The organism is Sphingomonas sp. LHG3406-1, assembly GCF_029637485.1.
GTDB lineage: Bacteria > Pseudomonadota > Alphaproteobacteria > Sphingomonadales > Sphingomonadaceae > Sphingomicrobium.
Genome location: NZ_CP069128.1, coordinates 568,074 through 592,957 on the forward strand (window position 1 = coordinate 568,074; position 24,884 = coordinate 592,957).

A 24,884-nucleotide genomic window follows, 5' to 3' on the forward strand; every position below is an offset into this window, starting at 1 on the left:
AGGAACTGGTGGAGCTTGCGCAGGCGGGTTCAGGTGCTCGAGCGGATCACGGTCGAGAAGGAGCACAGCCTTGCCCGCGAGATCGAGGAACTGCGGGTCCGCTGAATTTCACGCGGCAGGAGAAGAAGGTGTTGGGCTCCTGCTTTCGCAGGGGAACGGCATCGCCTAGATAGAAGGCGTGACCCTTCCTCCCCTTTCCGCCATCCTTGACGATTACGAACTGCTCGACAGCGAGGAGCGCTACCGGCTGCTGATCGACCTCGGCCGCGACCTCGAGCCGATGCCGGCCGCGCTGAAGACCGAGGCGACCAAGGTGCGCGGCTGTTCGGCGAGCGTGTGGGTCTATCCGACCACGCTGGAGGACGGCCGGCTGCACTTCCTCGCCGACAGCAATGCGGCGATCACCAAGGGGATCGTGGCGCTGGTGCTGAGCGCGGTGCAGGACCGCTCGCCCGCCGCCATCGTCGCGACGGACATCGCCGGGGAGCTGGCGCCGTTCGAGCTTTCGCGGCAGTTGTCGTCCAACCGGACGCAGGGCATTCCGAACATGATCGCACTGGTGCAGGATACGGCGAAACGCCTCGCATGACCGATTTTCGCGACGAGTTCGCCACCACGTTCGATCCCGGGCGCTTCTTCGCCCTCGCCCGGCAAGTGGGTCACGGGCGAGCGCTCGGCCTCGACTATCGCGGGCATGGCGAGGATTGGGTCGAGCTGGCGCTGCCGTGGCGGCCGGAGCTGGTCAGCATGACTGACACCGGCACCATGGCGACAGGCGCGATCGTCAGCCTTGTGGACACCTGCTCAGGCACGTCGGTGTGGACACGCATGGGCGGATTTCGGCCGATCGTGACGCTGGACCTGAGGCTGGACTACCTCCGTCCCGCTGCGAAGGGCGAGGAAGTGATCGCGCGCTGCGAATGCTACAAGTTGACGCGGCAGGTCGCCTTCGTGCGCGGCGTGGCGCATGGCGGCGATCCGGAGCGGCCGATCGCCCACAGTGTCGCGACCTTCATGACGGTGAGCTAGGGCGCGGCCCGCCGCTCCTCGGCCTTGCGAAGCACGTCATAAGCGGCCTGGACCGCCTGGAATTTCTTCGCCGCTTCCTCGTCGCCGGGCTTGAGGTCCGGATGGCTTTCCTTGGCGAGGCGCCGGTGAGCGGCTTTCACGTCGGCGAAGCTGGCATCGCTTTCCAGTTCGAGCAGGGAGAGAGCCCGCATCTCCTCTCGGCTGCGGGTGCCGTCGCCGGGGCCGCCCCACTGCCAGTGCGCGCTCTGCTTGAAGCCGTTGGCGCCGCGCTGTTCATCAGCCTCGCGGGCAGCGGCCTCGGCAGCGGAGAGGTTGGCGAAATAGTCCCAATTCTTGTTGTACTCGGCGGCGTGTGCTTCGCAGAAGTACCAGCGCTCCGGGCTGTTTGGAGCCTTGGGCGCCGGGCGGTCGCCAACCTCCGTGCAGCCTTCGCGGTCGCACAACCGCACCCGCGTCGCTTCCCGTCCCTTGTCGGCATAGGAGCGCCAGCGGGGAAATCCCCAGTCATTGGAACGGGTGAAGCGGGCCATTGCCTTCTAACTAGTCGGTGGCGATGAAAGTGCCAGAGGGCCTGTAAGCCGGGTTCTGTCCTCCGCCTTGCGGCAGATGTGCGGCCATTCCTCTCGGCCGGCGCTTGCGCGACGGCTCCAGCAACCAACCCGGGCGACGAGCCGGAACAGGCCCATGTGTCGCCCCTATTCGGTCTTGCACCCGGTGGGGTTTACCGTGCCGGCTGCCGTTGCCGGAGCCGCGGTGCGCTCTTGCCGCACCCTTTCGCCCTTACCGCCCCGAGGAGCGGCGGTCTGCTTTCTGTGGCACTGTCCCTGACTCCGCTTGCACGAAGCCGCCGGGCGTTACCCGGCACCGTTATTCCGTGGTGCCCGGACTTTCCTCGGCGGGGAGCAAGCTCCCCGACGCGGCCGCCCGGCCCTCTGGCAAACGGCCGGATAGCAGAACAATCAGCGTCCGACCATCGCCTCGGCGGTCGGCAGCTGATAGTTCTTCCACTGCTCGCGAAGGGTCTTCTTCGAAAGCTTGCCGGTCGCCGTGTGCGGCAGCTCTTCCACGAACTCGATCGCGTCGGGCATCCACCAGCGAGCGATATGCTTCGCGAGATGCTCGCGGATGGCCTCCTCGTGCACGTCGCTGCCGGGGCGGCGTACGATCAGCAGCAGAGGGCGCTCGTCCCACTTGGGATGGGCGATGCCGATCGCCGCGGCTTCGGCCACCCCGGGCACCCCGACCGCGGCGTTTTCGAGTTCGATCGAGCTGATCCACTCGCCGCCGGACTTGATGACGTCCTTGGCACGATCGGTGATCTGCATGGTGCCGTCGGGATGGAGCGCAGCGACGTCGCCGGAATCAAACCAGCCGTCGGCGTCCGTCGCGCTCTGCTCTTCCTTGAAGTAGCGCTCGATGATCCAGTCGCCGCGGGTCTGGAGGCGGCCGCTGGCGATCCCGTCGCGGGGCAGGATATTGCCCTCGTCATCGACGATGCGCAGCTCGACCCCGAACGGAATCCGACCCTGACGGCAGACGAAGTCGACCTGTTCCTCGTCGGTCAGCTCATCCCAATTGGCGGGCGGCGTTCCGCAGGTGCCGATCGGGCTCATCTCGGTCATTCCCCAGGCGTGGCCGACGGCAACGCCCTTCCGGCGGAACCATTCGACCATCGCGCGAGGCGCGGCCGAGCCGCCGATGGTGACGCTCTTCAGAGGGCCGAGCTGGTCGCCGGTGCGCTCGATATGGTCGATCATGCCGAGCCAGACGGTCGGCACGCCCGCCGAGTGGGTGACGCCCTCGTTGCGGAAGAGGTCGCACATCTGCTGCGGGCGATAGTCGGCGGAGAGGACGAGCTTGGCCCCGACCATCGGCGCCGCCCAGGGAACCCCCCAGGCATTGGCATGGAACATCGGCACGATGGGAAGGACGACGCTTCGGCAGCTCAGTTCGAAGACGTCCGGGCCGACTTCGACAAGCGTGTGAAGCATGGTCGAGCGATGCTCGTAAAGGACGCCCTTGGGATTGCCGGTGGTGCCACTGGTGTAGCAGAGGCCGCACGGCTCGCGCTCGTCGCCCTCGACCCAGGCGAAATCGTCGTCTTCCGCGTCGATCCACTGGCGAAAGCCGCCATCGTCCATGCAGACATAATGCTCGATCGTCTGCCACTGCGGCTTCATCTTCTCGACCAGTGGCGCGAAGGCGTGATCGTAGAGGAGCACGCGGTCCTCGGCGTGATTGGCGATATAGGCGAGCTGGTCGGGGAAGAGGCGCGGATTGATGGTGTGGAGGATGCCGCCCATGCCGATCGCGCCATACCAACTGGTCAGATGATGGGCGTGGTTCATGGCGAGGGTCGCGACGCGGTCGCCGCGCTGGATGCCCAGCCTGGTCAGCGCCTTCGCCATGCGGCGGGCGTCGGTGGCGACTCCGCGCCAATCGGTGCGGGTGATCGAGCCATCGCCCCAGGCGCTGACGATCTCACGCGATCCATGTTCCCGGGCGGCATGGTCGACCAGCCGCATGACGCGCAGCTGCTGATGCTGCATCGCGCCCAATATACTCATGACGGTTCCTCCTACCCGAGGAGAGTGGCGTCAGATTGAGTGGGAGGCAAGCGCCGCCATTCTCCTGCAGGAGCAGGAGCTCGGTGCCATTCCGCTTTTCTATGAAGGAGCCGGCCCCCTGCTTTGCAGGGTCGCATCAGAAGGGCATCTGGAATCCCGGCGGAAGCGGAAGGCTGCTGCTCATCTTCTGCATCTCGGCGGCGGCGGCCTGGTCGGCCTTGGCGCGGGCGTCGTTGAAGGCGGCGGCGACGAGGTCCTCGACCATCGTCTTCTCGGCAGGCACGAGCAGGGTTTCGTCGATGGCGACGGCGATGATCCGGCCCTTGGCCGAGCAGCGGACCTTCACCAGGCCGCCACCGGCCTGACCTTCGACCTCGATCTTGTCGAGATTGTCCTGCGCCTTCTGGAGCTCGGCCTGCGCATTCTGCGCCATCTGCATGATCTCTTCGAGGCTAGGCATGGTGAGCATCCTTTGCGGTCACGTTTTCGAGGGTTGCGCCGGGGAAGCGGGCGAGCACCGCGGCAACATTGGGTTCGGCGAGGATGGCTGCGCGAGCGCGTTCCTCCGCCATCCGGTCCTGCTGCTGGAGCGAGGGCTCGGCCTCGCCGTCGCTGAGCGCCACTTCCCAGCGCTCGCCGAGCACGGCCTTAAGGTCGTCGGCCAGCTCGCGAGCGAAGCCGGAGCCGAGCGGCTGGAGCGGCTTCAGGTCGATCGCGGGCGGCGCGTAGCGGACGAGGCCGACCTGGCTACGCAGCTGGACCGCGCGGATCGCCTTGCCGGCTTCCTCCAGCCGGTCGGCGAGCGCGGCGAAGGTCGGCGGGGCGCTCGGCGCTGGTGCCGGAGCGGGCGCAGGCTCAGGCGGAGGCGGCGCAATGGAGGCGCGCGGGCTTGCCGGTGCCGGAGCGCTTAGCGCCGCGGTACGGGCTACTCCGCCCTCGCCGGCCTGGATCCGGGCGATCAGCGTGGCGGGATCGGGCAGATCAGCGGCATGGACGAGGCGAAGCAGCACCATGGCGGCGGCCTCGTTCGGATCGGGCGCACTGGTGACGTCGGCAAGGCCTTTCAGAAGCAATTGCCACAGACGGTGGAGTTGCGACCAGCCGAGGCTGTCGGCCAGTTCTCCGCTGGCGGCCCGCTCCTCGGCGCTGGCGAGCGTGTCGCCGGCGCCGCCCGCCTTGGCGCGGGAAGCGGCATGGACCTGCTCCATCAGGCCGCGCAGCAAGGCCGTGGGATCGATGCCGAGCGCCTGCGCCTCGTCGAATTCGGCGAGGACGGCGGAAGCGTCGCCGGCGAGGAGGACGGAGAGGAGGCGGCGGATGCGGCCGCGATCGGCCAGCCCGAGCATGTCGCGCACCGCCTCGGCCGTCACCATGCCCGAGCCATGGGCGATCGCCTGGTCGAGCAGCGACAGGCCGTCGCGGGCGGAGCCTTCCGCGGCGCGGGCGATCATCAGCAGCGCGTCGGTCTCGATTTCCACCTGCTCGATCTCGGCAATGCGGCGGAAATGGTCGACCAGCCGCTCGGCCGGGATGCGGCGAAGGTCGAAGCGCTGGCAGCGCGACAGCACCGTTACCGGCACCTTGTTGACCTCGGTCGTCGCGAACAGGAACTTCACATGCGCCGGTGGCTCCTCGAGCGTCTTCAACAGCGCGTTGAAGGCGTTCTTGGTCAGCATGTGGACTTCGTCGATAATGTAGATCTTGAAGCGGGCGCTGACCGCCGAATAGCGCACCGCCTCAATGATCTCGCGGACGTCGTCGACGCCGGTGTGGCTGGCGGCGTCCATCTCGGTGACGTCGATGTGGCGCCCCTCGGCAATCGCCCGGCACGGCTCGCATACCCCGCATGGATCGATGGTCGGACCGCCCTGCCCGTCCGGGCCGATGCAGTTGAGCGCCTTGGCGACGAGGCGCGCAGTCGACGTCTTGCCGACCCCGCGCACCCCCGTCAGCAGGAAGGCATGGGCGATGCGCCCGCTGTCGATCGCATTGCCGAGGGTGCGCACCATCGCATCCTGCCCGATCAGCTCGGCAAAGCTCTGCGGTCGATACTTTCGGGCGAGCACGCGATAGGGCGACGCGCCGGCGCTCTTCTCCAGCGGCTGGGCGGGAAGGTCGAGGCCAAGGCCGGGCGATTCGTCGTCGGTCATCCAAACTGATGTAGGCCCTGCCCCCGCCGCTGTCAGCCGCTGCCCGACTGTGACGGTTGCGAAACTTGTCGACATTTGTGCGCGTGCCGGGGCGACCATCGGGCATCCGGCGCAGCTTCTTGCGCTCAGGCGTCACTCCCGCCATATGCGCCGCGGGAGTCGGGCGGACGGAACCGTCGCCAACCTGGTCAGGTCCGGAAGGAAGCAGCCACAACGATTTCGTTTCGGGTCGTTCCGGCTCCCACCCCCGCCTAGTCGGGCATTCTCACCGTCATCACCGGACCGCTCACCGTCAGCTGGCAGGCCAGCCGGCTGGTGCGCTGGACGCCGTGCGCGAGGTCGAGCAGATCCTCCTCCTCCTCGCTCGCCGGCGGGAGCCTCGCGAAATCCTCCGCCGAAAGGATGACGTGGCAGGTCGAGCAGCTGATCGACTTGTCGCACGTGCCTTCGAGCGGCTGATCGGCCGACTGCGCAACGTCGAGGAGATTGGCGCCTTCGGCGGCTTCCACTTCGCGGTCGAGCGCGCCGTCGGTCTTGAGGAAACGGACGAGGGTCATGCGGCGAATTGTTGCTGTGCCTCGGCGGCGTCGCGGATGAGGGCGCAGGCTTCGACCACGTCTTCCTTTGTCGTGTACCGGCCGAAGCCGAGGCGGATGCTGCTGCGCGCCTCGGCATCGCTGAGGCCGATGGCGCGAAGGACGTGGCTGGGCCGACCGGAGCCGCTGGCACAGGCCGAACCGAGGGAGAAGGCGATGCTGCGGCAATCGGCGATCAGGCGCGCAGAATCGAGGCCGGGGCGGCGGAGGTTGAGGTTACCGGCGTAGCGGTGCCCGGTGCTGCCGTTGACGATCCAGCCGGGACCGAGCGCCTGGAGCGCGGCTTCGTGCAGGCGGCGCACGTGATCGGCATCGCTCGACATGTCGCGTCTGGCGAGCGCCGCCGCCTCTCCGAAACCGGCGCAGAGCATGGGAGACAGGGTGCCCGAGCGGAGCCCCCGCTCCTGCCCGCCGCCGTGGAGCAGCGGTTCGACGGTGACGCCGTCGCGCGTCCATAGGGCACCAATGCCCTTGGGCCCGTAGACCTTGTGGGCGCTGATCGCGACGAGGTCGGGACCGGATGGGACGGGCATGCGGCCGTAACCCTGGACGGCGTCGCACAGCATGAGGGCACCTGCCTCATGGGCAGCCTCGGCGATCTCGGCGACGGGCTGGATGACGCCGATCTCGTTGTTGACCAGCATGGCCGCGACGAGGCCGGTCGGCTTGCGCAGCGCGTCGCGGAGGTGGTCAAGGTCAACGAGGCCGTCGGCGCGGACGGGAAGCACCTCGACGTCGCGGCCGTGGCGGGCGAGCCACTCGACCGTATCCAGCACCGCCGCATGCTCGGTCGCGAGGGTGACGATCCGCCCCGTCGTGCCGCGCAGCGCCATGTTGAGCGCTTCGGTGGCACCCGACGTGAAGATTGTCTCGCCGCCGCTGGGGAGCAGCGCGGCCACCCTCCCTCGCGCATGCTCGATCGCGGCGGCTGCCTCGCGGCCCCAGCGGCTCGGGCTGTGCGGATTGGCGAAATGATCGAGCCAGGGGAGCATCGCCGTCCTGACCTCGGGTGAGAGCGGCGTGGTTGCCTGATAGTCGAGATAGATCATGCGGCGCGGCGGCGGGCTGCGACGGCGGTGAAGGCAGCGAGGAAGGCATCGATGTCGGCCTCGACGGTCTGCGGCCCGAAGCTGACGCGCAGGGCACCGGCGGCGACCGGCTCCGGAACGCCCATCGCGGCCAGCACGCGGCTCGCCTTCATCTTGCCGCTGGAACAGGCCGAGCCGGCGCTGACCGCGAACCCGGCAAGGTCCAGCTGGACGAGCAAACTGTCCTTCGACGCGCCTTCGAGTGCAATCGCGCTGATCGCGGGAATGCGATCGGTGCTGTCGCCGATGACAAGCCCGCCGGCGGCACGGACGCCTTTTTCGAGCCGATCGCGAAGAGCGGCGAGGCGCGGCATGGCGGTCCGGTGCGCACCGGTGGCGAGGGCCGCGGCCATGCCGGCGATGGCGGGCAGATTCTGGGTGCCGCGGCGATAGCCTTTCTCCTGGCCGCCGCTCGGCGCGAGCGTTGCGAGGTCACGCACCAGAAGCGCGCCGATTCCCGGCGGGCCACCGAATTTGTGAGCGGAGATGGCGATGAAGTCGGCGTTCGGCAGGTCGATCTTGCCGGCCGACTGGGCGCAATCGGCGAGCAGCAGGCCGCCCGCGGCCTTCACCTGCCGAAAGATGGCGTCGATCGGCTGGATGACGCCGGTCTCGTTGTTGACATGCTGGATGGCGACCAGAGCCGGTGGTCCGCCAAGCAAGCGGCCAAGCGCATCGAGGTCGATCCGGCCGCTGCCATCGACCGGCACCGGCTCGGCGCCCTCACCCATGGCATGGGGCACCACGTCATGTTCCGTGGCGCCGATGATGCGGCGCGGTGGTGCTGCGCGCGCGGCAGCCATGCCGATCGCCTCGCTCGCACCGCTGGTGAAGATGACGTCATGCCGCCAGCCGAGCGCGTCGGCGATGGCCGCGCGCGCCCGCTCGAGCGCTGCCTTGGCCGCGCGGCCGTCGGCATGCGGACTCGACGGATTCGCCCAGGTACCCAGCGCCTCCGCCATCGCCGCCTGCGCTTCGGGCAGGACGGGGGTCGTCGCGGCATGGTCGAGATAGGTTCGGGAGCGGCTCAACTTATTCCAACATTGCCTAGTAAGTGCCGCCGTCTATATAGGCGCTCCTTCGCCATCCCCACCAGTCTTCCAAGAGGCTTATGCCCGAAGTCATCTTTCCGGGGCCGGAAGGCCGCCTCGAAGGCCGTTTCCACCCGGGCCTTCGCCCGCGCGCACCGGTCGCGCTGATCCTGCACAGCCACCCGCAGGCGGGCGGCACGATGAACAACAAGATCGTGCAGCTCATGTACCAGACCTTCGTGAAGCGCGGCTTCGCGACCCTGCGGTTCAACTTCCGCGGCGTGGGCAAGAGCCAGGGCGTGTTCGACAACGGCGTTGGCGAGTTGTCGGATGCGGCGAGCGCGCTCGACTGGGTGCAGCAGATCCATCCCGAGGCCGAACAGACCTGGGTCGCGGGCGTCAGCTTCGGCGCCTGGATCGGCATGCAGCTGCTGATGCGCCGTCCGGAGATCAAGGGCTTCATCTCGATCGCGCCGCCGGCCAACATGTACGACTTCGGCTTCCTCGCCCCCTGCCCTTCGTCGGGCATCATCATCCAGGGCGAAGCGGACGAGGTGGTCAGCCCGGCAAGCGTCCAGAAGCTGGTCGACAAGCTGCGCACCCAGCGCCACATCACCATCCACCACGACACGATCCCGGGCGCGAACCACTTCTTCGCGAACGAGCTCGACCTGCTGATGAAGAGCGTGGACGGTTACCTGGACATGCGGCTGGGGCGGTAGGCTGCTCCCCTGCGCAGGCAGGAATTCACCGTCTTCCGGTCGTCTCTCAAGTGTGACTGAGGCCCTGCGTGCGTTCGCAAGGAACGGTCAGACCGCCCAGATCAGCACGTTGGCGATGAGGATGACGCCGACCAGCATCATCATCGAACCCTGCTTGCGATGGACACCTTTGTAGGTCGTCCTTGCGCCGAACAGCAGCAGCACGAAGGCGGCCAGCATGGCGATGGACATGAGGGTGGAAGCGGTCTGATTCATCGTGTCTCCTGCAACCGCTTCTTAACCCCTCTTCTCCTACAGCGCATCGTCATGATGTCGGCCGACCAGCAGATGAAGCTAGCGGATGCCTTCGAGCGGATCGAAGGCACGATCCTGCCGTGCATCGCGATGATGCTGGAAACCCTGCTCGACGCCTCGCGGGACCTCAGCGCAACCGACCCGAAGGTTCTGGTGGCAGAACTGCAGACGCTCGCCGCGGAGCTCGAGGAACTGACCCGCAGCGTGGAACTCTATTCGCCAGGCAAGCTCGATCCCGGCGCCTACCGGACGACCGGCACGCTCTAGGCCACCCATTCGGCATGGATCGCGGGGTCCATATTGCCGCCGGTCAGCATCACTACCGTTCCGGGCTCCAGTTCGACCTTGCCGGCGAGCACGGCCGCAAGCGCCGCCGATCCGCCCGGTTCGACCAGCAGCCCCAATTCGTGCCAGGCGAAGCGCACGGCGGCGCGTACCTCCGCTTCGGTGACCGACCGGGCCGCTGCCCCGCGCTGCCGGAGTACGCCGAAGGTGAGCGGCGAGACGAGCGGCGTCTGCAGCGCGTCGCAGGCGGTTGGCGGCGCGTCGGGCGCGACCGGCACGATATGGCCGAGCGCGAGGCTTCGGCCCATGTCGTCCCAGCCCTCCGGTTCGACGATCACCATTCCCGCTTCCGGGCAGGCAAGGGCAAGACCGGCGGCAAGCCCGCCACCGCCGCAGCAGACGACGATCCTGCGCACCGGCTCAGGACATTGGTCGGCGATCTCCAGCCCCGCCGTTCCCTGACCGGCGATGATATGGCGATCGTCGAAGCTGGGCACGACCACCCCGCCCCGCTCCGCCGCAAGCGCCGCCGCGATGGCGACACGATCCTCGGTGCGGCGATCGTAGAAGACGATGTCCGCGCCCTGCGCCCGCGTTCCCTCGACCTTCGGCGCAGGTGCGTCGGAGGGCATGACGATGGTCGCCGGAACGCCCAGCCGCCGGGCCGCGATCGCCACCCCTTGCGCATGATTGCCGCTTGAAAAGGCGACCACGCCGGCCTTGCGCTCGGCCTCGTTCAGCAGGGCCAGGCGGTTGCTGGCGCCGCGCAGCTTGAACGAGCCGCCGGTCTGCAGCGATTCGCATTTGAGCCACAGCCTGTGCCCGCCGAAGCGCACTTCAGTGAGCGGCGTCCGCTCGACCAGGCCACGGACCCGTTCGGCGGCGTCGAGCACCTCTTCACGGGTAGGAAGATTATCGTTCGTTTGCATGTGGTTGGATGAGCCGTTCAAGAGGTGCGCCAGAACCCCGCTGCGTTACATTCCTGTGACCATAAAAAGGTTGCGTTAAGGGGGGTCGGTTCATATATCGCGCCTCCGCTGCCCCATGGGACTTCCAACCGCAAGGCAGCTTTCGTCAACTGTCGCCGTAAGGCACTTGGAGGTCCCTTGAATTGGCAGAGCACCCCTTCGCGCTGGGGCTAGCGCCCCATTCCGATCGTACCGAGGCTTTCGTTGCTTCCGGTGCGTCCGAAATCGCTCGACTGAAGCCGGTTCAGCCGGTGACCCTGCTTCGCCCGCATGCGGCGAAGGCAGCTGCCCGTTTCTTCGTCGAGAAGTTTCCGGGCCGGTCGCTCTATGCGGTGAAGGCGAACCCCTCGCCCGACCTGCTGCGCGTCCTGTGGGACGGCGGCGTCACGCATTATGACGTGGCGTCGATCGGCGAGGTCCGGCTGGTCCGTGAAACCCTCCCGCAAGCCGTGCTGTGCTTCATGCACCCGGTGAAGGCCGAGGAAGCGATCTCCGAGGCCTATCACGAGCATGGTGTCCGCACCTTCAGCCTCGACAGTCTCGACGAGCTGGAGAAGATCGTCGCTGCGACGGCGAGCGATGGTGTGGCCGCGAGCGACCTCAACCTGCTGGTGCGCCTGCGCGTCTCGTCCGAGCATTCGAAGCTGAGCCTCGCCTCCAAGTTCGGTGCCGATCCGTCGGAGCTGAAGGCGCTGCTGATGGCTGCCCGCCAGGCATCGGACGCGCTCGGCCTCTGCTTCCACGTCGGCAGCCAGGCGATGAGCCCGGCGGCCTATGCCGAAGCCATGGCCCGGGTCCGCGACGCGATCGTCGAGGCGGCGGTCACGGTCGACATCGTCGATGTCGGCGGCGGTTTCCCCTCGTCCTATCCCGGAATGGAGCCGCCTGCGCTGGAGACCTATTTCGCGGTCATCCACGAGGCTTTCGAGAAGCTGCCGATCAGCTATTCGGCCGAACTCTGGTGCGAGCCGGGCCGTGCGTTGTGCGCGGAATATGCGTCGGTGCTGGTCCGGGTCGAGAAGCGCCGCGGCGATGAGCTGTTCATCAACGACGGCGCCTACGGCACCCTGTTCGACGCCGCGCACATCGGGTGGCGCTTCCCCGTCCGCCTGGTGCGCGACGAGGAGAGCGATACCCGCCCGCACGGCTTCAGCTTCTACGGGCCGACCTGCGACGATCTCGACCATATGGTCGGGCCGTTCGAGCTGCCCGCCGACGTTGCTGCCGGCGACTATATCGAGATCGGCATGCTCGGCGCCTATGGCTCGGCGATGCGGACCCGCTTCAACGGCTTCGGCTCGGCCAGCGGTTGGGCGGTCGCGGTGACCGACGCCCCGATGGCCTCGCTCTATGGCGAGGCGGCGGCGGCGACCCGGTCCAACGTGGTGAAGCTGTAACGGATATTCGGCACGGCTGAGCGCCGTGCCGGCACCTTTCGTCATGCCGGGCTTGACCCGGCATCCGCCTTCTTCTTGCTCGATCGAAGAAAAGGCAGACCCCGGGTCAAGCCCGGGGTGACGGCTTGATGACGGGCTCTTTCATCAAGGAAACACGCATGAACACCCCGAAGATCAACGACACCCGAAAGGCAGAACTGCTCAGCAGCACCGTCGAGCATATCGACATCACCAAGTTCGATGCCCGCCCGATCGTCGAGGCGATGGGCAAGATGAGCTTCACCAGCCGGGACCTCGCGCGCGCCACCGGCATCTACAACCAGATGCTGAGCGATCCCGACTGCTCGGTCATCCTGGTGATCGCCGGATCGACCTCGGCCGGCGGCTGCATGGACCTCTATGCCGAACTGGTGCGCTCGAACATGGTCGACGCGATCGTCGCCACCGGCGCCACCATCGTCGACATGGATTTCTTTGAAGCGCTTGGCCACAAGCACTATCAAGCGCTTGAAATCCCTGACGATGACACGCTCCGCTCGCTCTACATCGATCGTATCTACGATACCTATATCGACGAAGAGCAGCTGCAGGACACCGACTTCACCATCGGCAAGATCGCCGACACGCTGGAGCCGCGTCCCTACAGCAGCCGCGAGTTCATCAAGGAGATGGGCAAGTGGCTGCTGGAGAATGGCAAGAAGGAGAACAGCCTCGTCAAGCTCGCCTACGAGCATGACGTGCCGATCTTCTGCCCGGCCTTCACCGACAGCTCGGCCGGCTTCGGCCTCGTCAAGCATCAGGTCGACGCCATGAAGGCGGGCCGGCGCTACATGACGATGGACTCGATCGCCGACTTCCGCGAGCTGACCGACATCAAGATCAAGGCGGGCACCACCGGTCTTCTGATGATCGGCGGCGGCGTGCCCAAGAACTTCACGCAGGACACCGTGGTCTGCGCGGAGATTCTCGGCCACGAGGATGTCGAGGTGCACAAGTATGCCGTGCAGATCACGGTCGCCGACGTCCGCGACGGCGCCTGCTCCTCCTCGACGCTCCAGGAAGCCGCCAGCTGGGGCAAGGTCTCGACCGCGCTCGAGCAGATGGTGTTCGCGGAAGCCACTTCCGTCCTGCCGCTGCTCGCCAGCGACGCCTATCATCGCGGCCACTGGAAGACCCGCGCCAAGCGCCAGTTCGCGAAACTGTTCGACTAAGGTTGCACTTCGCGACCAAGCTTCTACCCTCCTCCCGGATAACCTCTGGGGGGAGGGTTTTTCTTTGCATCATCCACTTGCACAGCCGGTCGCCCTGCTTGCGGCCTGGACCTTCGTCATCTTCTTCTGGATGTACGTGACCCGCATTCCGGCGATGATGAAGGCCGGCATCGACCTCAAGACGCTGCGTGGCGGCACGGGGTCCAATCTCGACAAGGTGCTTCCGCCGGAAATTCAGTGGAAGGCGCACAATTACAATCACCTGCTCGAGCAACCGACGATCTTCTATGCGATTGCCCTGCTGCTGATCGTCACGGGTAGCCAGAGCCTCCTCGCGGTGCAGCTGGCCTGGGGCTATGTCGCCCTGAGGATCGCGCACAGCCTGGTGCAGACGACGGTCAACATCACCCGCATCCGCTTCCTACTCTTCCTTGCCGCGAGCCTGTACCTGCTCGGGCTGGTCGTCATCGCGCTTGCCGAAGCCTTCTAGGAGCCACCCATGATCGCCACTGCCTTGCTAGGTCCAATCGTCGCGCTCGTCGCCTGGTCGCTGCTTGTTCTCTTCTATCTCGCCTTCGTGCGGTTCCGCGGAATCAAGCGGGCGGGCATCAAGGTCGACCCGAGCCGCGGCGGACGCGGGCAGGACCTGGAGGGCGTGCTCGACCCCAAGTGCAACTGGCCGGCGCACAATTATGCGCACCTGATGGAGCAGCCGACCCTCTTCTACGCGATCGTGCTGACGCTGGCGTTGATGCAGTTCGACCATCCGGTGAACGTGATGATGGCCTGGGCCTATGCTGCCTTGCGCATCGTCCACAGCATCGTGCAGATCTTCTTCAACGACTTGCGGATCCGCTTCCCGTTGTTCCTGGTCAGCACCCTGGTGCTGGCGGGCCTGACGCTGCACGCCGCGCTGGCGCTGCTGCACTAGCGCGAGAAGGCGGCCGCCAGTTCGACGTGGGTGGACCAGCGGAACTGGCCGACCGGGCGCACCCAGTCGAGCCGGTAGCCGCCTGATGCCAGCATGGCCGCGTCGCGCGCGAACGTGGCGGGATTGCAGCTGACATAGGCAATGCGGGGCACCGGCGAGGCGGCGAGCTGCTCGACCTGCGCCTCGGCGCCCGAGCGCGGCGGGTCGAGGACCACGGCGTCGAGACCGGCAAGTTCCCCGGTCATCAGCGGTCGGCGGTAGAGGTCGCGATGCTCGGCCTGGATCGCAGGGGCCGCGCGCTTCATCGCCAGGATCGAATCACGCCCCGCTTCGGCGGCGCAAACCCTGCCCGAAAGCGCCATGGCGAAGGTGCCGATGCCGGCGAACAGGTCGGCGGAATGCGCAGGGTCGCCGACCGCCTCGATCACCGACGCGACCAAGGCGGCCTCGCCATCCTCGGTCGCCTGGAGGAAGGCGCCGATCGGCAACGGCACGGGTCTGCCGGACAGGGTCACGGTCGCGGGCTGCGGCTCCCAGCGGACTTCGGGCCCGAGGCCTTCATCGAGGCTGAGGCGCGCCAGCCCATGCTCCTGCGCAAAGTCGACGAGCCCCTGCGCGGCCTCGAAACCCTCGGCGGTGACTCCCTTCAGCAGGACGTCGACGCCCTGGTCGGCGAGCGTCAGCTGCATCTCGGCCGTGCGCCTTGGTGCCAGCAGCAGCATCAGGAGCGAGCGTAAGGGTGCGATCAGAGCGAAAAGCTCAGGTTTGAGGATGTGGCACTCCGCAAGATCGATAACTCGGTTCGATTTTTCGGCGTTGAAGCCGAGCACGACCTTGCCGCCGGCCCTCAGCGCCCGCAGCGAGGCGCGGCGGCGGCTTCTTGGCGGAGACAGGTGCGGCGCTCGTATCTCCGCCGTCAGGTCGTGCTGCGCGAGCGCGCCCTCGACGCGGGCGACCAGATAAGCCGCGAACGCCTCGTCATCGACATGCTGTAGCTGGCAGCCGCCGCATTCGGGAAAGTGACGGCATGGCGGCAGTTGCCGGTGGGGACCGGGCGTGATCGTGCCGTCCTCGGCGACGAGGTCGCCAGGCGCCGCGAAGGCGACGTGGCGACCGCTCGCCGTCACCCCGTCTCCGCGCGCCGCGATCCGGACGACGGTCTCGCTCACAGCGCGTCCAGCAGGCCGTCGGCGGTCATGCCCGGCCCGGCCCGTTCCGCCGCACGGCCGTGCAGCCAGACGGCGGCGCAGGCGGCCTCGAAGGGCGGCATCCCGCGTGCTCGAAAGGCAGCGATCATGCCGGCAAGGACATCGCCCGTGCCCGCCGTCGCCAGCCAGGCAGGCGCCGGCGGTGCGAAGCCGAGCCGGCCGTCGGGCGCGGCGACGAGCGTGTCCGGACCCTTGTAGACGACGACCGCTCCGGAGGCCCGCGCCGCAGCGAGCGCCTGCTCGGCCTTGCTGCCTGGACCATCGCCGAACAAGGCGCCGAATTCTCCGGCATGGGGCGTGATCACCGCATCCTGCCCCTTCAGGCGCTCAGGCTCGCCGACCAGCCTGATGGCGTCGGCATCGATCACCTTGGGCGCCCGGCTGGTCAGGGCGAGGGTCAGCAGCTGTGGCAGGTCGCCGAGGCCTGGCCCGACCAGGATGCAGCCGATGCGAGGGTCGCCAAGCTGCGCGTCGCCCGTCTGGACCACGGCCAGCGGCAGGCCGTCGATCGGCTTGCTGGTCGAGACGCGCACATAGCCGGCGCCGCTGCGCGCGGCGGCGGTCGCGGCGAGCGCAATGGCCCCTGGCATGGCGCCGGCCAAAGCATGAACGAGGCCGCGACTGTATTTGTGGGCGTCGGGCGCGATCGCCGGCAGCGCCGGCTCGCCAATCTCGTGCCAGTCGCTGGTCGCGGCGATCCCGATGTCGGCGAGCACCAGCCGGCCCATGGAGGGCATGGCGGGCATCAGGCGATGTGCGGGTTTGAGCGCTCCTAAAGCGAGCGTGAGGTCGAAGGCGGGTACCGGTGACAGCAGCGATCCGCTGTCGGCCTCCACACCGCTGGGCAGGTCGGCGGCGATAGCGAGGTTGGAGGCCGCAGCAAGATCAGAAAGTGTTTCACAAACAGAGGCTTCGAGCCCTCGCTTGAGGCCGGTTCCGAACAGGCAGTCGATGAGCAGGGGCGCTGGTTGCGCATCCGCCAATGCCCCGACCGGCCCCTTCCACTGCGCGCGCGCTCCCCGGGCGAGGTCGGAGGCGGGCTTGGCCAGCGAGGCGATGCTGACGGGCACGCCGCGCTCGGCAAGATACCGGCCGGCGACATAGCCGTCGCCGCCATTGTTGCCCGGACCGCAAAGGATCAGCGTGGGCAAGCCGCCCGAGAAGCGGAGGGCGGCATCGGCGAGGCTGTGCCCGGCACGCTCCATCAGCTCGGCAAGGCCGCAGGACGCCGCCTGCTCGGCAGCACGCATGGCCGCGGCGGTGAGGATCGGCCGGTTCACCGAAGACTGCTCGCCATGTGCCACCATCGTGGCGGACAGGCGGCTGCGGCGGCGTCACGCGCTTCCTCGCTGTCGAACAGCGCAAAGCAGGTGGCGCCGGAGCCGGACATGCGGGCAAGCTCGACGCCTTCTTGCGCGCCAAGCCAGTCCAGCACGTCGCCGATCGCCGGGACCAGCGCTCGGGCCGGCGGCTCGAGATCGTTGCGCCCTGCCCTCCACTCCCCGAGCGGACCGCCGTCGACGCCATTCCAGCTGGCGAAGACCTCGCGGGTCGAGAGGGCCTGCATTGGGTTGACGAGCAGCACCGGCCTGTCCGCCACCCCGGCATCCACCAGCATGAGTTCGTCGCCGGCCCCCGACCCGCGTGCGGTCATGCTGAGCAGGCAGGCAGGAACGTCGCTGCCAAGGGTCGGGGCGATACGTGCGGCAATATCAGGGTCGATGCTCCACAGGCGCGTCAGTAGGCGCAGCGCCGCCGCGGCGTCGGCCGATCCGCCGCCGATTCCGGAAGCGACGGGCAGGCGCTTGTCGAGGGTCAGGCGGACGCCCTTCCCCACCCGGGCCTCGGCCGCGAGGGCGCTGGCGGCGCGGTGGACGAGATTGCCCGGGCCATCGTCGAGCATCGCCGCGAACGGCCCGGTGACGGTCAGCGACAGGTCGTCGGCGAGGGCGGCGGTCAGCTTGTCGCCGTCGGTGCAGAAGGCGAAGACGGTTTCCAGATCGTGGCGGCCGTCGGCGCGCCTGCCCCGGACGTGGAGGGCGAGGTTGATCTTGGCCGGCGCGATCTCGACATAGTCGGGACGGTCGGTCACGGCGCCGCCGTTGCCGGGGTAAGGCCGGCGGCGATCTTCGCCTCGACCCGCGTCCTGACGTCACTCTCGGCCGTCACCAGCGCCGCATTCCAGGCGAAGCGCGCTTCATATCTGCGCCCCGCCGTATAGAGCGCATCGCCGAGATGCTCGTTGATCTCCGACTGCGCGGGGTCACTGGCGGCGGCGCGTTGCAGGGTGGCAATCGCCTGGTCGACCCGGCCACGCTTGAACTGGGCCCAGCCGAGCGAATCGGTGATCGACGCATCGTCGGGCGCCCGACGGCTCGCCTCGGCGATCATCGCTTCGGCTTCGTCGAGCTGCTCGCCCCGTTCGAGACGGGCATAGCCGAGGTAGTTGAGGACGACCGGATTGTTTGGCGCGAGCTTGTGCGCGGCCTCGAGCGCCTGCTTGGCATCGGCCCAGCGCCCGGCCTGCTCAAGCGAGGCGCCGCGCAGGAGATGGATCGACCAGGGATCGGAGCCGGGGCCGCCCTCTTCGACCAGCGCCAGCGAACGGGCAAAGGCGTCGGCTGCCTCCGCATGGCGGTTGGCGGCATCGAACACGTCGCCGAGCCGGCTCCAGTCGTCGGCAGTGACCCGGTCGCCCGCTTGGGCGAAGGCCTGCGCCCGCGCGATCGCTTCGGCCTGGCGGTCGGCGCGAAGCAAAGTGCGGATCTCGGCATCGCGCGCCTCGCTCTGGAAGGGCGAGTCTTGGGGCACGGAGCGGAAGACGGCCAGCGCATCGTCGGCGCGCTCCGCCCGCTCGAGCAGCAGGCCCAGCAGGACCGCCGTCTCCTCGTTGCGCGGATCGGCGAATCGGGCGACCTGCGCGATCCCGAGCGGAAGCGAGCGCCCGTCATTGCCGTTGAGGGTGATGGCAAGGCCGGTCAGCAGCTCCGCATAGCCCTCGGCGGCGGTGGCGATGGGAAGGCGCGGACGACGGTCGGAAGCGAGCCATACGGCGGCGTGGCGCAGCGTGACGTCACGGCCGGCAAGAAGGGCCTGGGCCTCGCCGGCACGACCGGCGCGGGTCAGGCCGGCGGCAAAGGCGATGCGCAGCCGGTCGCCGCGGCCGCCGGCTTCCCGCAAGGCGGCCGGGATCAGCGGCGCTGCGAGGTCGGCCTTGCCCGCGGCGAGCAGGATCAATGCTTTGTGTTCGGGCACGACCTGGGCGAGCGTGTCGTCGGGCCGAACGGTATCGAGGATGGCGACCGCTTCGCGCCAGCGCCGCCGCTCGCCGTGCGCCCAGGCACGGATGAAGGGCTGGAGAAAGCCGAGTTCGCGCGGCCAGGCGGTGCCGAAGGCCGCCTCACCCTTGCCGGCCCTGAGCGCGTCGGCGGCGAGCAGAAGCCGCGAATCGACCGCCAGTTCGTCCGGCCGCTGGCGCGCGGTGAGGCGAAGGGCAAGCGGCATGTCGCCGGCGAGGATGGCCTGGCCGAGCGCACGGGCGGCGATACCGCGGTCGTTCGGATCGGCAGCGGCCAGGCTGGCATAGAGGATGGCCGCCCGCCGCGCATCGCCGGCGCCGGCGGCCGCCCGGGCAAAGAGGAAGGTGCTGGCGCCCGAGCGCAGGAAGTTGACGCGCCCGACGTCTGGCGCCGCAGCGGCCGGGCTCGCCAACGACAGCCCGAGCAGGGCCAGAGTCAGCGAGAGACTACATGTTCGGGTAATTGGGCCCACCTCCGCCCTCCGGCGTCACCCAGTTGATGTTCTGACAGGGATCCTTGATGTCGCACGTCTTGCAGTGGACGCAATTCTGCGCGTTGATCTGCAGGCGCGGCGCGCCATTCTCGATCACATATTCGTAGACTCCGGCCGGGCAGTAGCGCTGCTCGGGACCGTCATAGTCCGGCAGGTTGACCCGCGTCGGGATGGTCGGGTCCTTGAGCTGCAGGTGGACCGGCTGGTCTTCCTCGTGGTTGGTGTTCGACAGGAACACCGATGACAGCTTGTCGAAGCTGATGACGCCGTCGGGCTTGGGATAGTCGATCGGCGGCACCAGGTCGCGGCGCCACAGCGTCGTGTGGTCGGCGTGATGCTTCATCGTGACCGGCAGGCCGATGCCGAGCTGGCGCATCCACATGTCGGCGCCCGCGAGCACGGTGCCAATGGTGCTGCCAAACTTGGCAACCGCCGGCTCGACATTCTTCACCTTCCGCAATTCCTCGCCAATCCAGCCGTTTCTGACCGACGGCTCATAGTCGGCGAGAACATCGGAACGGCGGTCGGCGGCGATGGCGGCGAAAGCGGCGTCCGCCGCCAGCATGCCCGACTTCATCGCGGTGTGGGTGCCCTTGATGCGGGGCACGTTGACGAACCCGGCCGAGCAGCCGATCAGCGCGCCGCCCGGGAAGGCGAGCTTCGGAATGGACTGCCAGCCACCCTCGTTGATCGCGCGGGCACCGTAGGAGACGCGGCGACCGCCCTCGAGCAGGGCACGGATGGAGGGATGCTGCTTCCAGCGCTGCATTTCGTCGAAGGGCGACAGGTGCGGGTTCTTGTAGCTGAGCGCGATCACGAAGCCGATCGACAGCTGGTTATTGTCCTGGTGGTAGATCCAGCCACCGCCCCAGGCATCGTCGAGCGGCCAGCCCTGGGTGTGGATGACGGTGCCCGGGGAATGCTTGTCGGGATCGATGTCCCACAATTCCTTGATGCCGATGCCGTAGACCTGCGGCTGGCAGTCGGCCTCGAGGTCATACTGCTTCTTCAGCTGCTTGGTGAGCGACCCGCGGGCGCCCTCGGCGAAGAAGGTGTAGCGGGCGTGGAGCTCCATGCCGGGCTGATAGTCGCCCTTCTGCTCGCCGTCGCGACCGATGCCCATGGCCCCGGTGGCGACGCCCTTCACCGAGCCGTCCTCGTGGTAGAGGATTTCGGCGGCGGGGAAGCCGGGGAAGATCTCGACGCCGAGCTCCTCCGCCTGGCCGGCGAACCAGCGGCAGAGATTGGCGAGGCTGCCGGTGAAGGTCCCCTTGTTGTCCATGAAGCTCGGCATCATGAGATGGGGGAAATGAAAATGCTTGTTCTTCGTCAGCACCCAATGCTGGTTGCTGGTGACGGGCACGCGGTTGAGCAGGCACGACGAATCCTCGCGCCAGCCCGGTAGCAGCTCGTCGAGGCTCTTCGGATCGATGACCGCGCCCGACAGGATGTGGGCGCCGACTTCCGAGCCTTTCTCGAGGATACAGACGGAAAGCTCCCGCCCGGCCTCGTTGGCGAGCTGCTTCAGGCGGATCGCGGCGCTGAGCCCGGCAGGCCCGGCGCCGACGATCACGACGTCATATTCCATCGACTCCCGGTCACTCATCGATTGCTGCATTCCCTTGCAAAGACTTGCGAATGGGCTTGGCGCTCGCGGCCCCTTCCGTCAATGGCCGCAAGGTCTATAGCTGGTCCGATGAGCGAGGGGATGGAGGCGGACGGACTGAGCCGGGCTGAGGCGAGCGCCCTGCTGGCCTGGTGGCTTGAAGCCGGCGTCGACGTCGCCATCCAGGAGGAGCCGCGCGACTGGCGGGTGCGGGCTGCTCATTCCGGGCATGACGCGCCAAGCGGTGCTGGCGAGGAACTGTCGCCACAAGTCCTGCCGCAGCCCCTCCCGCAAGCGGGAGGGGAGGCGCAGCAGGTTTCTCGCGAGCGCCCGACCTCTCTCGAAGCCTTTCACGCCTGGCTCGCCGAGACCGCCGACCTGCCGCTGTTCCGGGCCGGGGCCGCGCGTGCCCTGCCGCATGGGCCGACCGACGCCGAGCTGATGCTGATCGCCGGGATCCCGGCGGCGGAAGACGTCGCCGAAGGACAGCCGATCGGCGGCGAGGCCTGGGCGCTGACTGTGCGAATGCTGTCCGCGATCGGCCTCGGGCCCGACCAGGCCTATGTCGCCGCCCTCACCTGCTTCTCCAGCGCCGGCACCCGTTTTGCCCAGCACGAGACCGATGCCTGCCGGGAGACGATGCTGGCGCAGATCGCGCTCGCCGCGCCCAAGCGGCTGCTGCTGTTCGGCGATGCACCGGCCAAGCTCCTGCTCGGCCAGCCAATGGCCAATGCCCGGGGCAAGGTGCACAAGATCGCGGGCATTCCCGCAGTCGTTACTTTTCCACCGCGCCACCTCATCCAGAACAGCGCGCACAAGGCGCTGGCCTGGTCCGACCTCCTGCTGATCATGGGTGAATGATCTTGTCCCTGCCCCTGTTGCTTGCCTCCTTCCTCGCTTCCACCCAGCCGGCCACGCCGCCCGACGATCCGCTCGCCCCCATTCAGGAGCCGCACGAGGCCGAGACCCCTCCAACGCCGATCCCGCCGACCCTGCCGCAGCCGGTGGTGATGGTACCAAAGGACTGGCCGGGCGTGTTCTCGGCGATCCGGGCATCGCAATGGAGTGCCGCTTCGGCCGGCATCGCCGCCCTGCCGCGTTCGCCGCTGACCGCGCTTGCAAGAGCCCAGCTCTACACCGCCAAGGGATCGCCGCCGGTGACCGCCGAGCAGTTGCTGGCGCTGCTGGCGGAAGCGCCGGAGCTGCCGCAAGCCGACCAGCTGCAGCGGATGGCGCTTGGCCGGGGTGCGGTGCGGACGCCGCCCGTGCCTCGCCGCGCGGCACTGGTCCCGATCGGCAGCACGCCGCGCCGCGGACGTTCGGGCCCCGTCACGGGCGAGCCGGAAGTCGACCGGCTCCGCCGCGCGCTCGAGCCCTATGTGAAGGCGGACGATGCGGCCGGAGCCGAGGCCCTGCTGACCGCCTCGTTGCCGCTGATCAGTGCCGAGGCCCGGGCCGAGCTCGGCCAGCGGGTCGCCTGGATCTACTATGTGCGGGGCGAGAATGCACAGGCCCGGCGGCTCGCCGACCTCGCGCGCGGACCTTATACGCCGCCGCCGCTGCCTGTCGCCGAGCCCTTCCCCGAACAGGCGCTCACGACTCCCGCGCTTCCTGCCCCGGTTCCGTCGCTGTCGGTAACCCGCGCGCCGACCGGACCCTGGTCGGTCCAGGCCGAATGGGTGAGCGGGCTGGCGAGCTGGCGCCTGAACGATTGCGACACGGCCGCCCGGGCCTTCCGCGAAGTCGGCCAGCGCTCGAGCGAGGCGAGCCTTGCGGCGGCCGGCTATTACTGGTCGTCGCGGGCGGAGATGGCCTGCCGGCGACCGGCCGCCGTGCAGCCGTTGCTGCGCCTTGCCGCCCGCAATCCGGAGACCTTCTACGGCATGATCGCGCGGCGCGCCCTGTGGCTGGAGACCAAGGTCGCCCCGCTTGCCCCGACCGCCGCCACGACCGTCGCCCGCCTGCCCAATATCACCAGGGCCGAGGCGCTGGTGCAGATCGGCGAGCGCGACCTCGCCGGCGAACTGCTCCGTCACCAGGCACGGATCGGGGCGCCGGCCGACCAGACGGGCCTGGTCGCGGTCGCCCGTCGGCTGGAGCTTGCCGCGACCCAGCATTTCCTCGGTCATTTCGGCCAGCCCGGCGCGCGGGTCCCGGCCGCGGCCCGCTATCCCGCACCGAGCTGGGCACCGCGCGAGGGCTGGCGGATCGATCCGTCACTCGGGCTCGCGCATGCGCTGCAGGAATCCTCCTTCCGCTCCGAAGCGGTCAGCCAGGCCGGTGCGGTGGGGCTGATGCAGGTGCTTCCGACGACCCGGGACCTGATCGTCCGCAGCCGCGGCCTCGCCAACGGCAACCTAAAGGATCCGGCGACCAACATGAGCTTCGGCCAGGCCTGGATCGAGTGGATGCGCACGCACCAGGCGACCGGCGGCCGGCTGCCAAAGGTCATTGCGAGCTACAATGCCGGGCCGCTTCCGGTCGGCCGCTGGCAGGTCAACGATCGCGGCGATCCCTTGCTGTGGATCGAGTCCATGCCATTCTGGGAAACGCGCTTCTACGTACCAGCGGTGATGCGCAACCTGTGGGTCTACCAGGGCTTTGCAGGCACGCCCACGGTAACGCTTGGTGAACTCGCCCAGCATCGCTGGCCGAGCTTCCCGGAGAAGCGCTGAACGTCAGTTGCGGTAGAGGAAGCCCGGAAAGGGCAAGCTCCCCTGCCGAGGCACTTTCCTCTTCTGGTCCTGCTCGAAGGCAAGACGCTGCTCCTCGGCGAGGCTGAGGCGCGGAGCAGGCGACTCGATTCTGGAAAGCCGTTCCTTGTCCATGGCTTGCATGATGAAGGAGCGAGGTGACAGCCTCCGCTCACTTATATTGCAGGACCAAGTCGTTCTTGTTCTGTTCTGCGCTTGGCGGTAGACTCGCGGGATGCCGGTCGAGTCGACTTCGGGCCGCGGGGCGACGCGCAATGCGGTGCCGACGCGCTTCAACCTGCCAGAGCGGCTGATCGAGGGCGACTGGCTCGACGAGGTGGAAGCCCTGGACGGCGTCACGCAGCGGCGGACAACGGTCACCGTCGAGCGGCCGAAGAGCATCCTCACCCGCAACCAGTCCGCCGACATCGGCTTCGACCGGTCGGTAAACCCGTATCGCGGCTGCGAGCATGGCTGCATCTATTGTTTCGCGCGGCCGACCCACGCCTATCACGACCTGTCGCCCGGCGTGGACTTCGAGAGCCGGCTGTTCGTGAAGCCTGATGCCGCCAAGCTGCTCCATGCCGCCTTGTCGCGGCCGGGCTATGATTGCGCGCCGATTGCGCTCGGCACCAACACCGATCCCTACCAGCCGATCGAGGGCAAGTGGCGGGTGACCCGCGCCATCCTCGAACTGCTGAACGAGACGGACCACCCTTTCACCATCACGACCAAGTCGGACCGGGTGCTCCGCGACCTCGACCTGATCGCGCCGGCCGCCCACAAGGGGCTGGCGGCGGTGGCGATGTCGGTCACGTCGCTCGATCCCGCGATCAGCCGGACGCTCGAGCCACGCGCCCCGGCAGGGCGGAAGCGGATCGAGGCGATCAGGCGTCTGAACGAGGCGGGCGTCCCCACCCTGCTGGCGGTGGCTCCGGTCATCCCGCAGATCACCGACCATGAGATGGAGCGGATCGTCGAGGCCGGCGCCGAGGCGGGCGCGCGAGCCGGCTTCTACCTTCCCATCCGCCTGCCGCACGAAGTGGCGCCGCTGTTCCGCGCCTGGCTCGACGACCATTATCCCGATCGCGCCGGCAAGGTGATGGCGACCATCCAGTCGCTTCGCGGCGGCAAGGACAATGATCCCAATTTCTTTACCCGAATGCAGGGCCAGGGACCGTGGGCCGACCTGCTGCGCACCCGCTTCGAGCTGGCGGCGCGCAAGGCGGGGCTGGGCACGGCCAGGCTCAAGCTGCGCCGCGACCTCTTCCGCCCGCCCGAGGGAAGGCAGATGCGATTGCTCTGACGAAGCAGGC

At 68.1% G+C, this 24,884-nt stretch carries 26 protein-coding genes and 2 other RNA genes; 12 read left to right on the forward strand and 16 right to left on the reverse strand.

What is annotated here, in order from left to right; genetic code table 11:
* Positions 1-178 precede the first annotated feature (178 nt).
* Both JOY29_RS02860 and JOY29_RS02865 read left to right on the forward strand, forming a co-directional pair.
* Positions 179-589, forward strand: coding sequence for a SufE family protein (locus tag JOY29_RS02860; protein WP_300974696.1), 411 nt, complete (start codon positions 179-181; stop codon positions 587-589).
* Positions 586-1,029, forward strand: coding sequence for a PaaI family thioesterase (locus tag JOY29_RS02865; RefSeq protein WP_300974697.1), 444 nt, complete (start codon positions 586-588; stop codon positions 1,027-1,029). Before JOY29_RS02860 ends, JOY29_RS02865 begins: the two co-directional genes overlap by 4 nt.
* Here the strand turns inward: JOY29_RS02865 and JOY29_RS02870 are convergent.
* The 5 genes from JOY29_RS02870 to JOY29_RS02890 all read right to left on the reverse strand — a co-directional run bounded on the left by JOY29_RS02870 (position 1,026) and on the right by JOY29_RS02890 (position 5,746).
* The gene (locus JOY29_RS02870) at positions 1,026-1,559 is read right to left on the reverse strand and encodes a J domain-containing protein (RefSeq protein WP_300974698.1); all 534 of its coding nucleotides are present in this window, start codon (positions 1,557-1,559) and stop codon (positions 1,026-1,028) included. The two genes, JOY29_RS02865 and JOY29_RS02870, sit on opposite strands and share 4 nt — an antisense overlap.
* 28 nt (positions 1,560-1,587) lie before the next feature.
* Positions 1,588-1,965, reverse strand: an RNA gene (rnpB, locus tag JOY29_RS02875) — RNase P RNA component class A.
* Between the two features lie 23 nt (positions 1,966-1,988).
* Entirely contained in the window at positions 1,989-3,596 is a 1,608-nt protein-coding gene (locus JOY29_RS02880; protein ID WP_300974699.1) for a long-chain fatty acid--CoA ligase, read from the reverse strand.
* 136 nt (positions 3,597-3,732) lie between these two features.
* A complete protein-coding gene (locus tag JOY29_RS02885; RefSeq protein ID WP_300974700.1) occupies positions 3,733-4,056 on the reverse strand; it encodes a YbaB/EbfC family nucleoid-associated protein in 324 nt (107 codons plus the stop codon).
* Positions 4,049-5,746 carry a DNA polymerase III subunit gamma/tau gene (locus JOY29_RS02890; protein WP_300974701.1) on the reverse strand — a complete coding sequence of 566 codons (1,698 nt, stop codon included), beginning with the start codon at positions 5,744-5,746 and terminating at the stop codon, positions 4,049-4,051. Before JOY29_RS02890 ends, JOY29_RS02885 begins: the two co-directional genes overlap by 8 nt.
* 151 nt (positions 5,747-5,897) lie before the next feature.
* Here JOY29_RS02890 and ffs point away from each other — a divergent pair.
* Positions 5,898-5,995, forward strand: an RNA gene (gene ffs / locus JOY29_RS02895) — signal recognition particle sRNA small type.
* 2 nt (positions 5,996-5,997) lie between these two features.
* Here ffs and JOY29_RS02900 read toward each other — a convergent pair.
* The 3 genes from JOY29_RS02900 to JOY29_RS02910 are packed head-to-tail and all read right to left on the reverse strand — an operon-like array spanning position 5,998 to position 8,461.
* The gene (locus tag JOY29_RS02900; RefSeq protein ID WP_300974702.1) at positions 5,998-6,303 is read right to left on the reverse strand and encodes a 2Fe-2S iron-sulfur cluster-binding protein; all 306 of its coding nucleotides are present in this window, start codon (positions 6,301-6,303) and stop codon (positions 5,998-6,000) included.
* On the reverse strand, positions 6,300-7,391 hold the full coding sequence (locus tag JOY29_RS02905) for a cysteine desulfurase family protein (protein WP_300974703.1): 1,092 nt from the start codon (positions 7,389-7,391) through the stop codon (positions 6,300-6,302). Before JOY29_RS02905 ends, JOY29_RS02900 begins: the two co-directional genes overlap by 4 nt.
* Entirely contained in the window at positions 7,388-8,461 is a 1,074-nt protein-coding gene (locus JOY29_RS02910) for an aminotransferase class V-fold PLP-dependent enzyme (protein ID WP_300974704.1), read from the reverse strand. The genes JOY29_RS02905 and JOY29_RS02910 overlap by 4 nt, the downstream gene beginning before the upstream one ends.
* 80 nt (positions 8,462-8,541) lie before the next feature.
* On the opposite strand from JOY29_RS02910, the gene JOY29_RS02915 reads away from it, so the two are divergent.
* Entirely contained in the window at positions 8,542-9,183 is a 642-nt protein-coding gene (locus JOY29_RS02915) for an alpha/beta hydrolase (RefSeq protein ID WP_300974705.1), read from the forward strand.
* An 87-nt stretch (positions 9,184-9,270) separates the two neighbouring features.
* Here the strand turns inward: JOY29_RS02915 and JOY29_RS02920 are convergent, their stop codons facing one another.
* Positions 9,271-9,438, reverse strand: a complete 168-nt coding sequence (locus JOY29_RS02920; protein ID WP_300974706.1) for a hypothetical protein — start codon at positions 9,436-9,438, stop codon at positions 9,271-9,273.
* A gap of 51 nt (positions 9,439-9,489) precedes the next feature.
* Here JOY29_RS02920 and JOY29_RS02925 point away from each other — a divergent pair, with 51 nt between their 5' ends.
* Positions 9,490-9,744 carry a hypothetical protein gene (locus tag JOY29_RS02925; protein WP_300974707.1) on the forward strand — a complete coding sequence of 85 codons (255 nt, stop codon included), beginning with the start codon at positions 9,490-9,492 and terminating at the stop codon, positions 9,742-9,744.
* On the opposite strand, the gene JOY29_RS02930 is transcribed toward JOY29_RS02925, so the two are convergent.
* Entirely contained in the window at positions 9,741-10,691 is a 951-nt protein-coding gene (locus JOY29_RS02930; protein WP_300974708.1) for a threonine/serine dehydratase, read from the reverse strand. The genes JOY29_RS02925 and JOY29_RS02930 overlap by 4 nt on opposite strands.
* Before the next feature lie 263 nt (positions 10,692-10,954).
* On the opposite strand from JOY29_RS02930, the gene JOY29_RS02935 reads away from it, so the two are divergent.
* From JOY29_RS02935 to JOY29_RS02950, 4 genes are all read left to right on the forward strand, one after another.
* Positions 10,955-12,127, forward strand: a complete 1,173-nt coding sequence (locus JOY29_RS02935) for a type III PLP-dependent enzyme (RefSeq protein WP_300975464.1) — start codon at positions 10,955-10,957, stop codon at positions 12,125-12,127.
* Between the two features lie 158 nt (positions 12,128-12,285).
* Complete coding sequence (locus tag JOY29_RS02940) at positions 12,286-13,338, forward strand: deoxyhypusine synthase (RefSeq protein ID WP_300974709.1); 1,053 nt, start codon at positions 12,286-12,288, stop codon at positions 13,336-13,338.
* 64 nt (positions 13,339-13,402) lie between these two features.
* Entirely contained in the window at positions 13,403-13,828 is a 426-nt protein-coding gene (locus JOY29_RS02945; RefSeq protein ID WP_300974710.1) for an MAPEG family protein, read from the forward strand.
* 9 nt (positions 13,829-13,837) lie between these two features.
* A complete protein-coding gene (locus JOY29_RS02950) occupies positions 13,838-14,269 on the forward strand; it encodes an MAPEG family protein (RefSeq protein ID WP_300974711.1) in 432 nt (143 codons plus the stop codon).
* Here the strand turns inward: JOY29_RS02950 and JOY29_RS02955 are convergent.
* The 5 genes from JOY29_RS02955 to JOY29_RS02975 are packed head-to-tail and all read right to left on the reverse strand — an operon-like array spanning position 14,266 to position 20,875.
* Complete coding sequence (locus tag JOY29_RS02955; protein ID WP_300974712.1) at positions 14,266-15,438, reverse strand: class I SAM-dependent RNA methyltransferase; 1,173 nt, start codon at positions 15,436-15,438, stop codon at positions 14,266-14,268. The genes JOY29_RS02950 and JOY29_RS02955 overlap by 4 nt on opposite strands.
* Complete coding sequence (locus tag JOY29_RS02960; protein ID WP_367280027.1) at positions 15,435-16,757, reverse strand: NAD(P)H-hydrate dehydratase; 1,323 nt, start codon at positions 16,755-16,757, stop codon at positions 15,435-15,437. Before JOY29_RS02960 ends, JOY29_RS02955 begins: the two co-directional genes overlap by 4 nt.
* Complete coding sequence (locus JOY29_RS02965; protein WP_300974714.1) at positions 16,754-17,569, reverse strand: 4-(cytidine 5'-diphospho)-2-C-methyl-D-erythritol kinase; 816 nt, start codon at positions 17,567-17,569, stop codon at positions 16,754-16,756. The genes JOY29_RS02960 and JOY29_RS02965 overlap by 4 nt, the downstream gene beginning before the upstream one ends.
* Positions 17,566-19,248: a tetratricopeptide repeat protein gene (locus JOY29_RS02970; RefSeq protein ID WP_300974715.1), complete on the reverse strand. Its 1,683-nt coding sequence runs from the start codon at positions 19,246-19,248 to the stop codon at positions 17,566-17,568. The genes JOY29_RS02965 and JOY29_RS02970 overlap by 4 nt, the downstream gene beginning before the upstream one ends.
* A complete protein-coding gene (locus tag JOY29_RS02975) occupies positions 19,223-20,875 on the reverse strand; it encodes an electron transfer flavoprotein-ubiquinone oxidoreductase (protein WP_300974716.1) in 1,653 nt (550 codons plus the stop codon). Before JOY29_RS02975 ends, JOY29_RS02970 begins: the two co-directional genes overlap by 26 nt.
* A 90-nt stretch (positions 20,876-20,965) precedes the next feature.
* On the opposite strand from JOY29_RS02975, the gene JOY29_RS02980 reads away from it, so the two are divergent.
* Together JOY29_RS02980 and JOY29_RS02985 are read left to right on the forward strand one after the other, a co-directional pair.
* Positions 20,966-21,736, forward strand: a complete 771-nt coding sequence (locus tag JOY29_RS02980) for a uracil-DNA glycosylase family protein (RefSeq protein WP_300974717.1) — start codon at positions 20,966-20,968, stop codon at positions 21,734-21,736.
* Positions 21,733-23,550, forward strand: coding sequence for a lytic transglycosylase domain-containing protein (locus JOY29_RS02985; protein ID WP_300974718.1), 1,818 nt, complete (start codon positions 21,733-21,735; stop codon positions 23,548-23,550). Before JOY29_RS02980 ends, JOY29_RS02985 begins: the two co-directional genes overlap by 4 nt.
* A gap of 3 nt (positions 23,551-23,553) precedes the next feature.
* Here the strand turns inward: JOY29_RS02985 and JOY29_RS02990 are convergent, their stop codons facing one another.
* Positions 23,554-23,703 carry a hypothetical protein gene (locus tag JOY29_RS02990; RefSeq protein ID WP_300974719.1) on the reverse strand — a complete coding sequence of 50 codons (150 nt, stop codon included), beginning with the start codon at positions 23,701-23,703 and terminating at the stop codon, positions 23,554-23,556.
* Positions 23,704-23,803: 100 nt separating this feature from the next.
* On the opposite strand from JOY29_RS02990, the gene JOY29_RS02995 reads away from it, so the two are divergent.
* Positions 23,804-24,874 (forward strand): PA0069 family radical SAM protein, encoded by a 1,071-nt coding sequence (locus JOY29_RS02995; RefSeq protein WP_300974720.1) that lies wholly within the window; start codon positions 23,804-23,806, stop codon positions 24,872-24,874.
* Positions 24,875-24,884 lie beyond the last annotated feature (10 nt).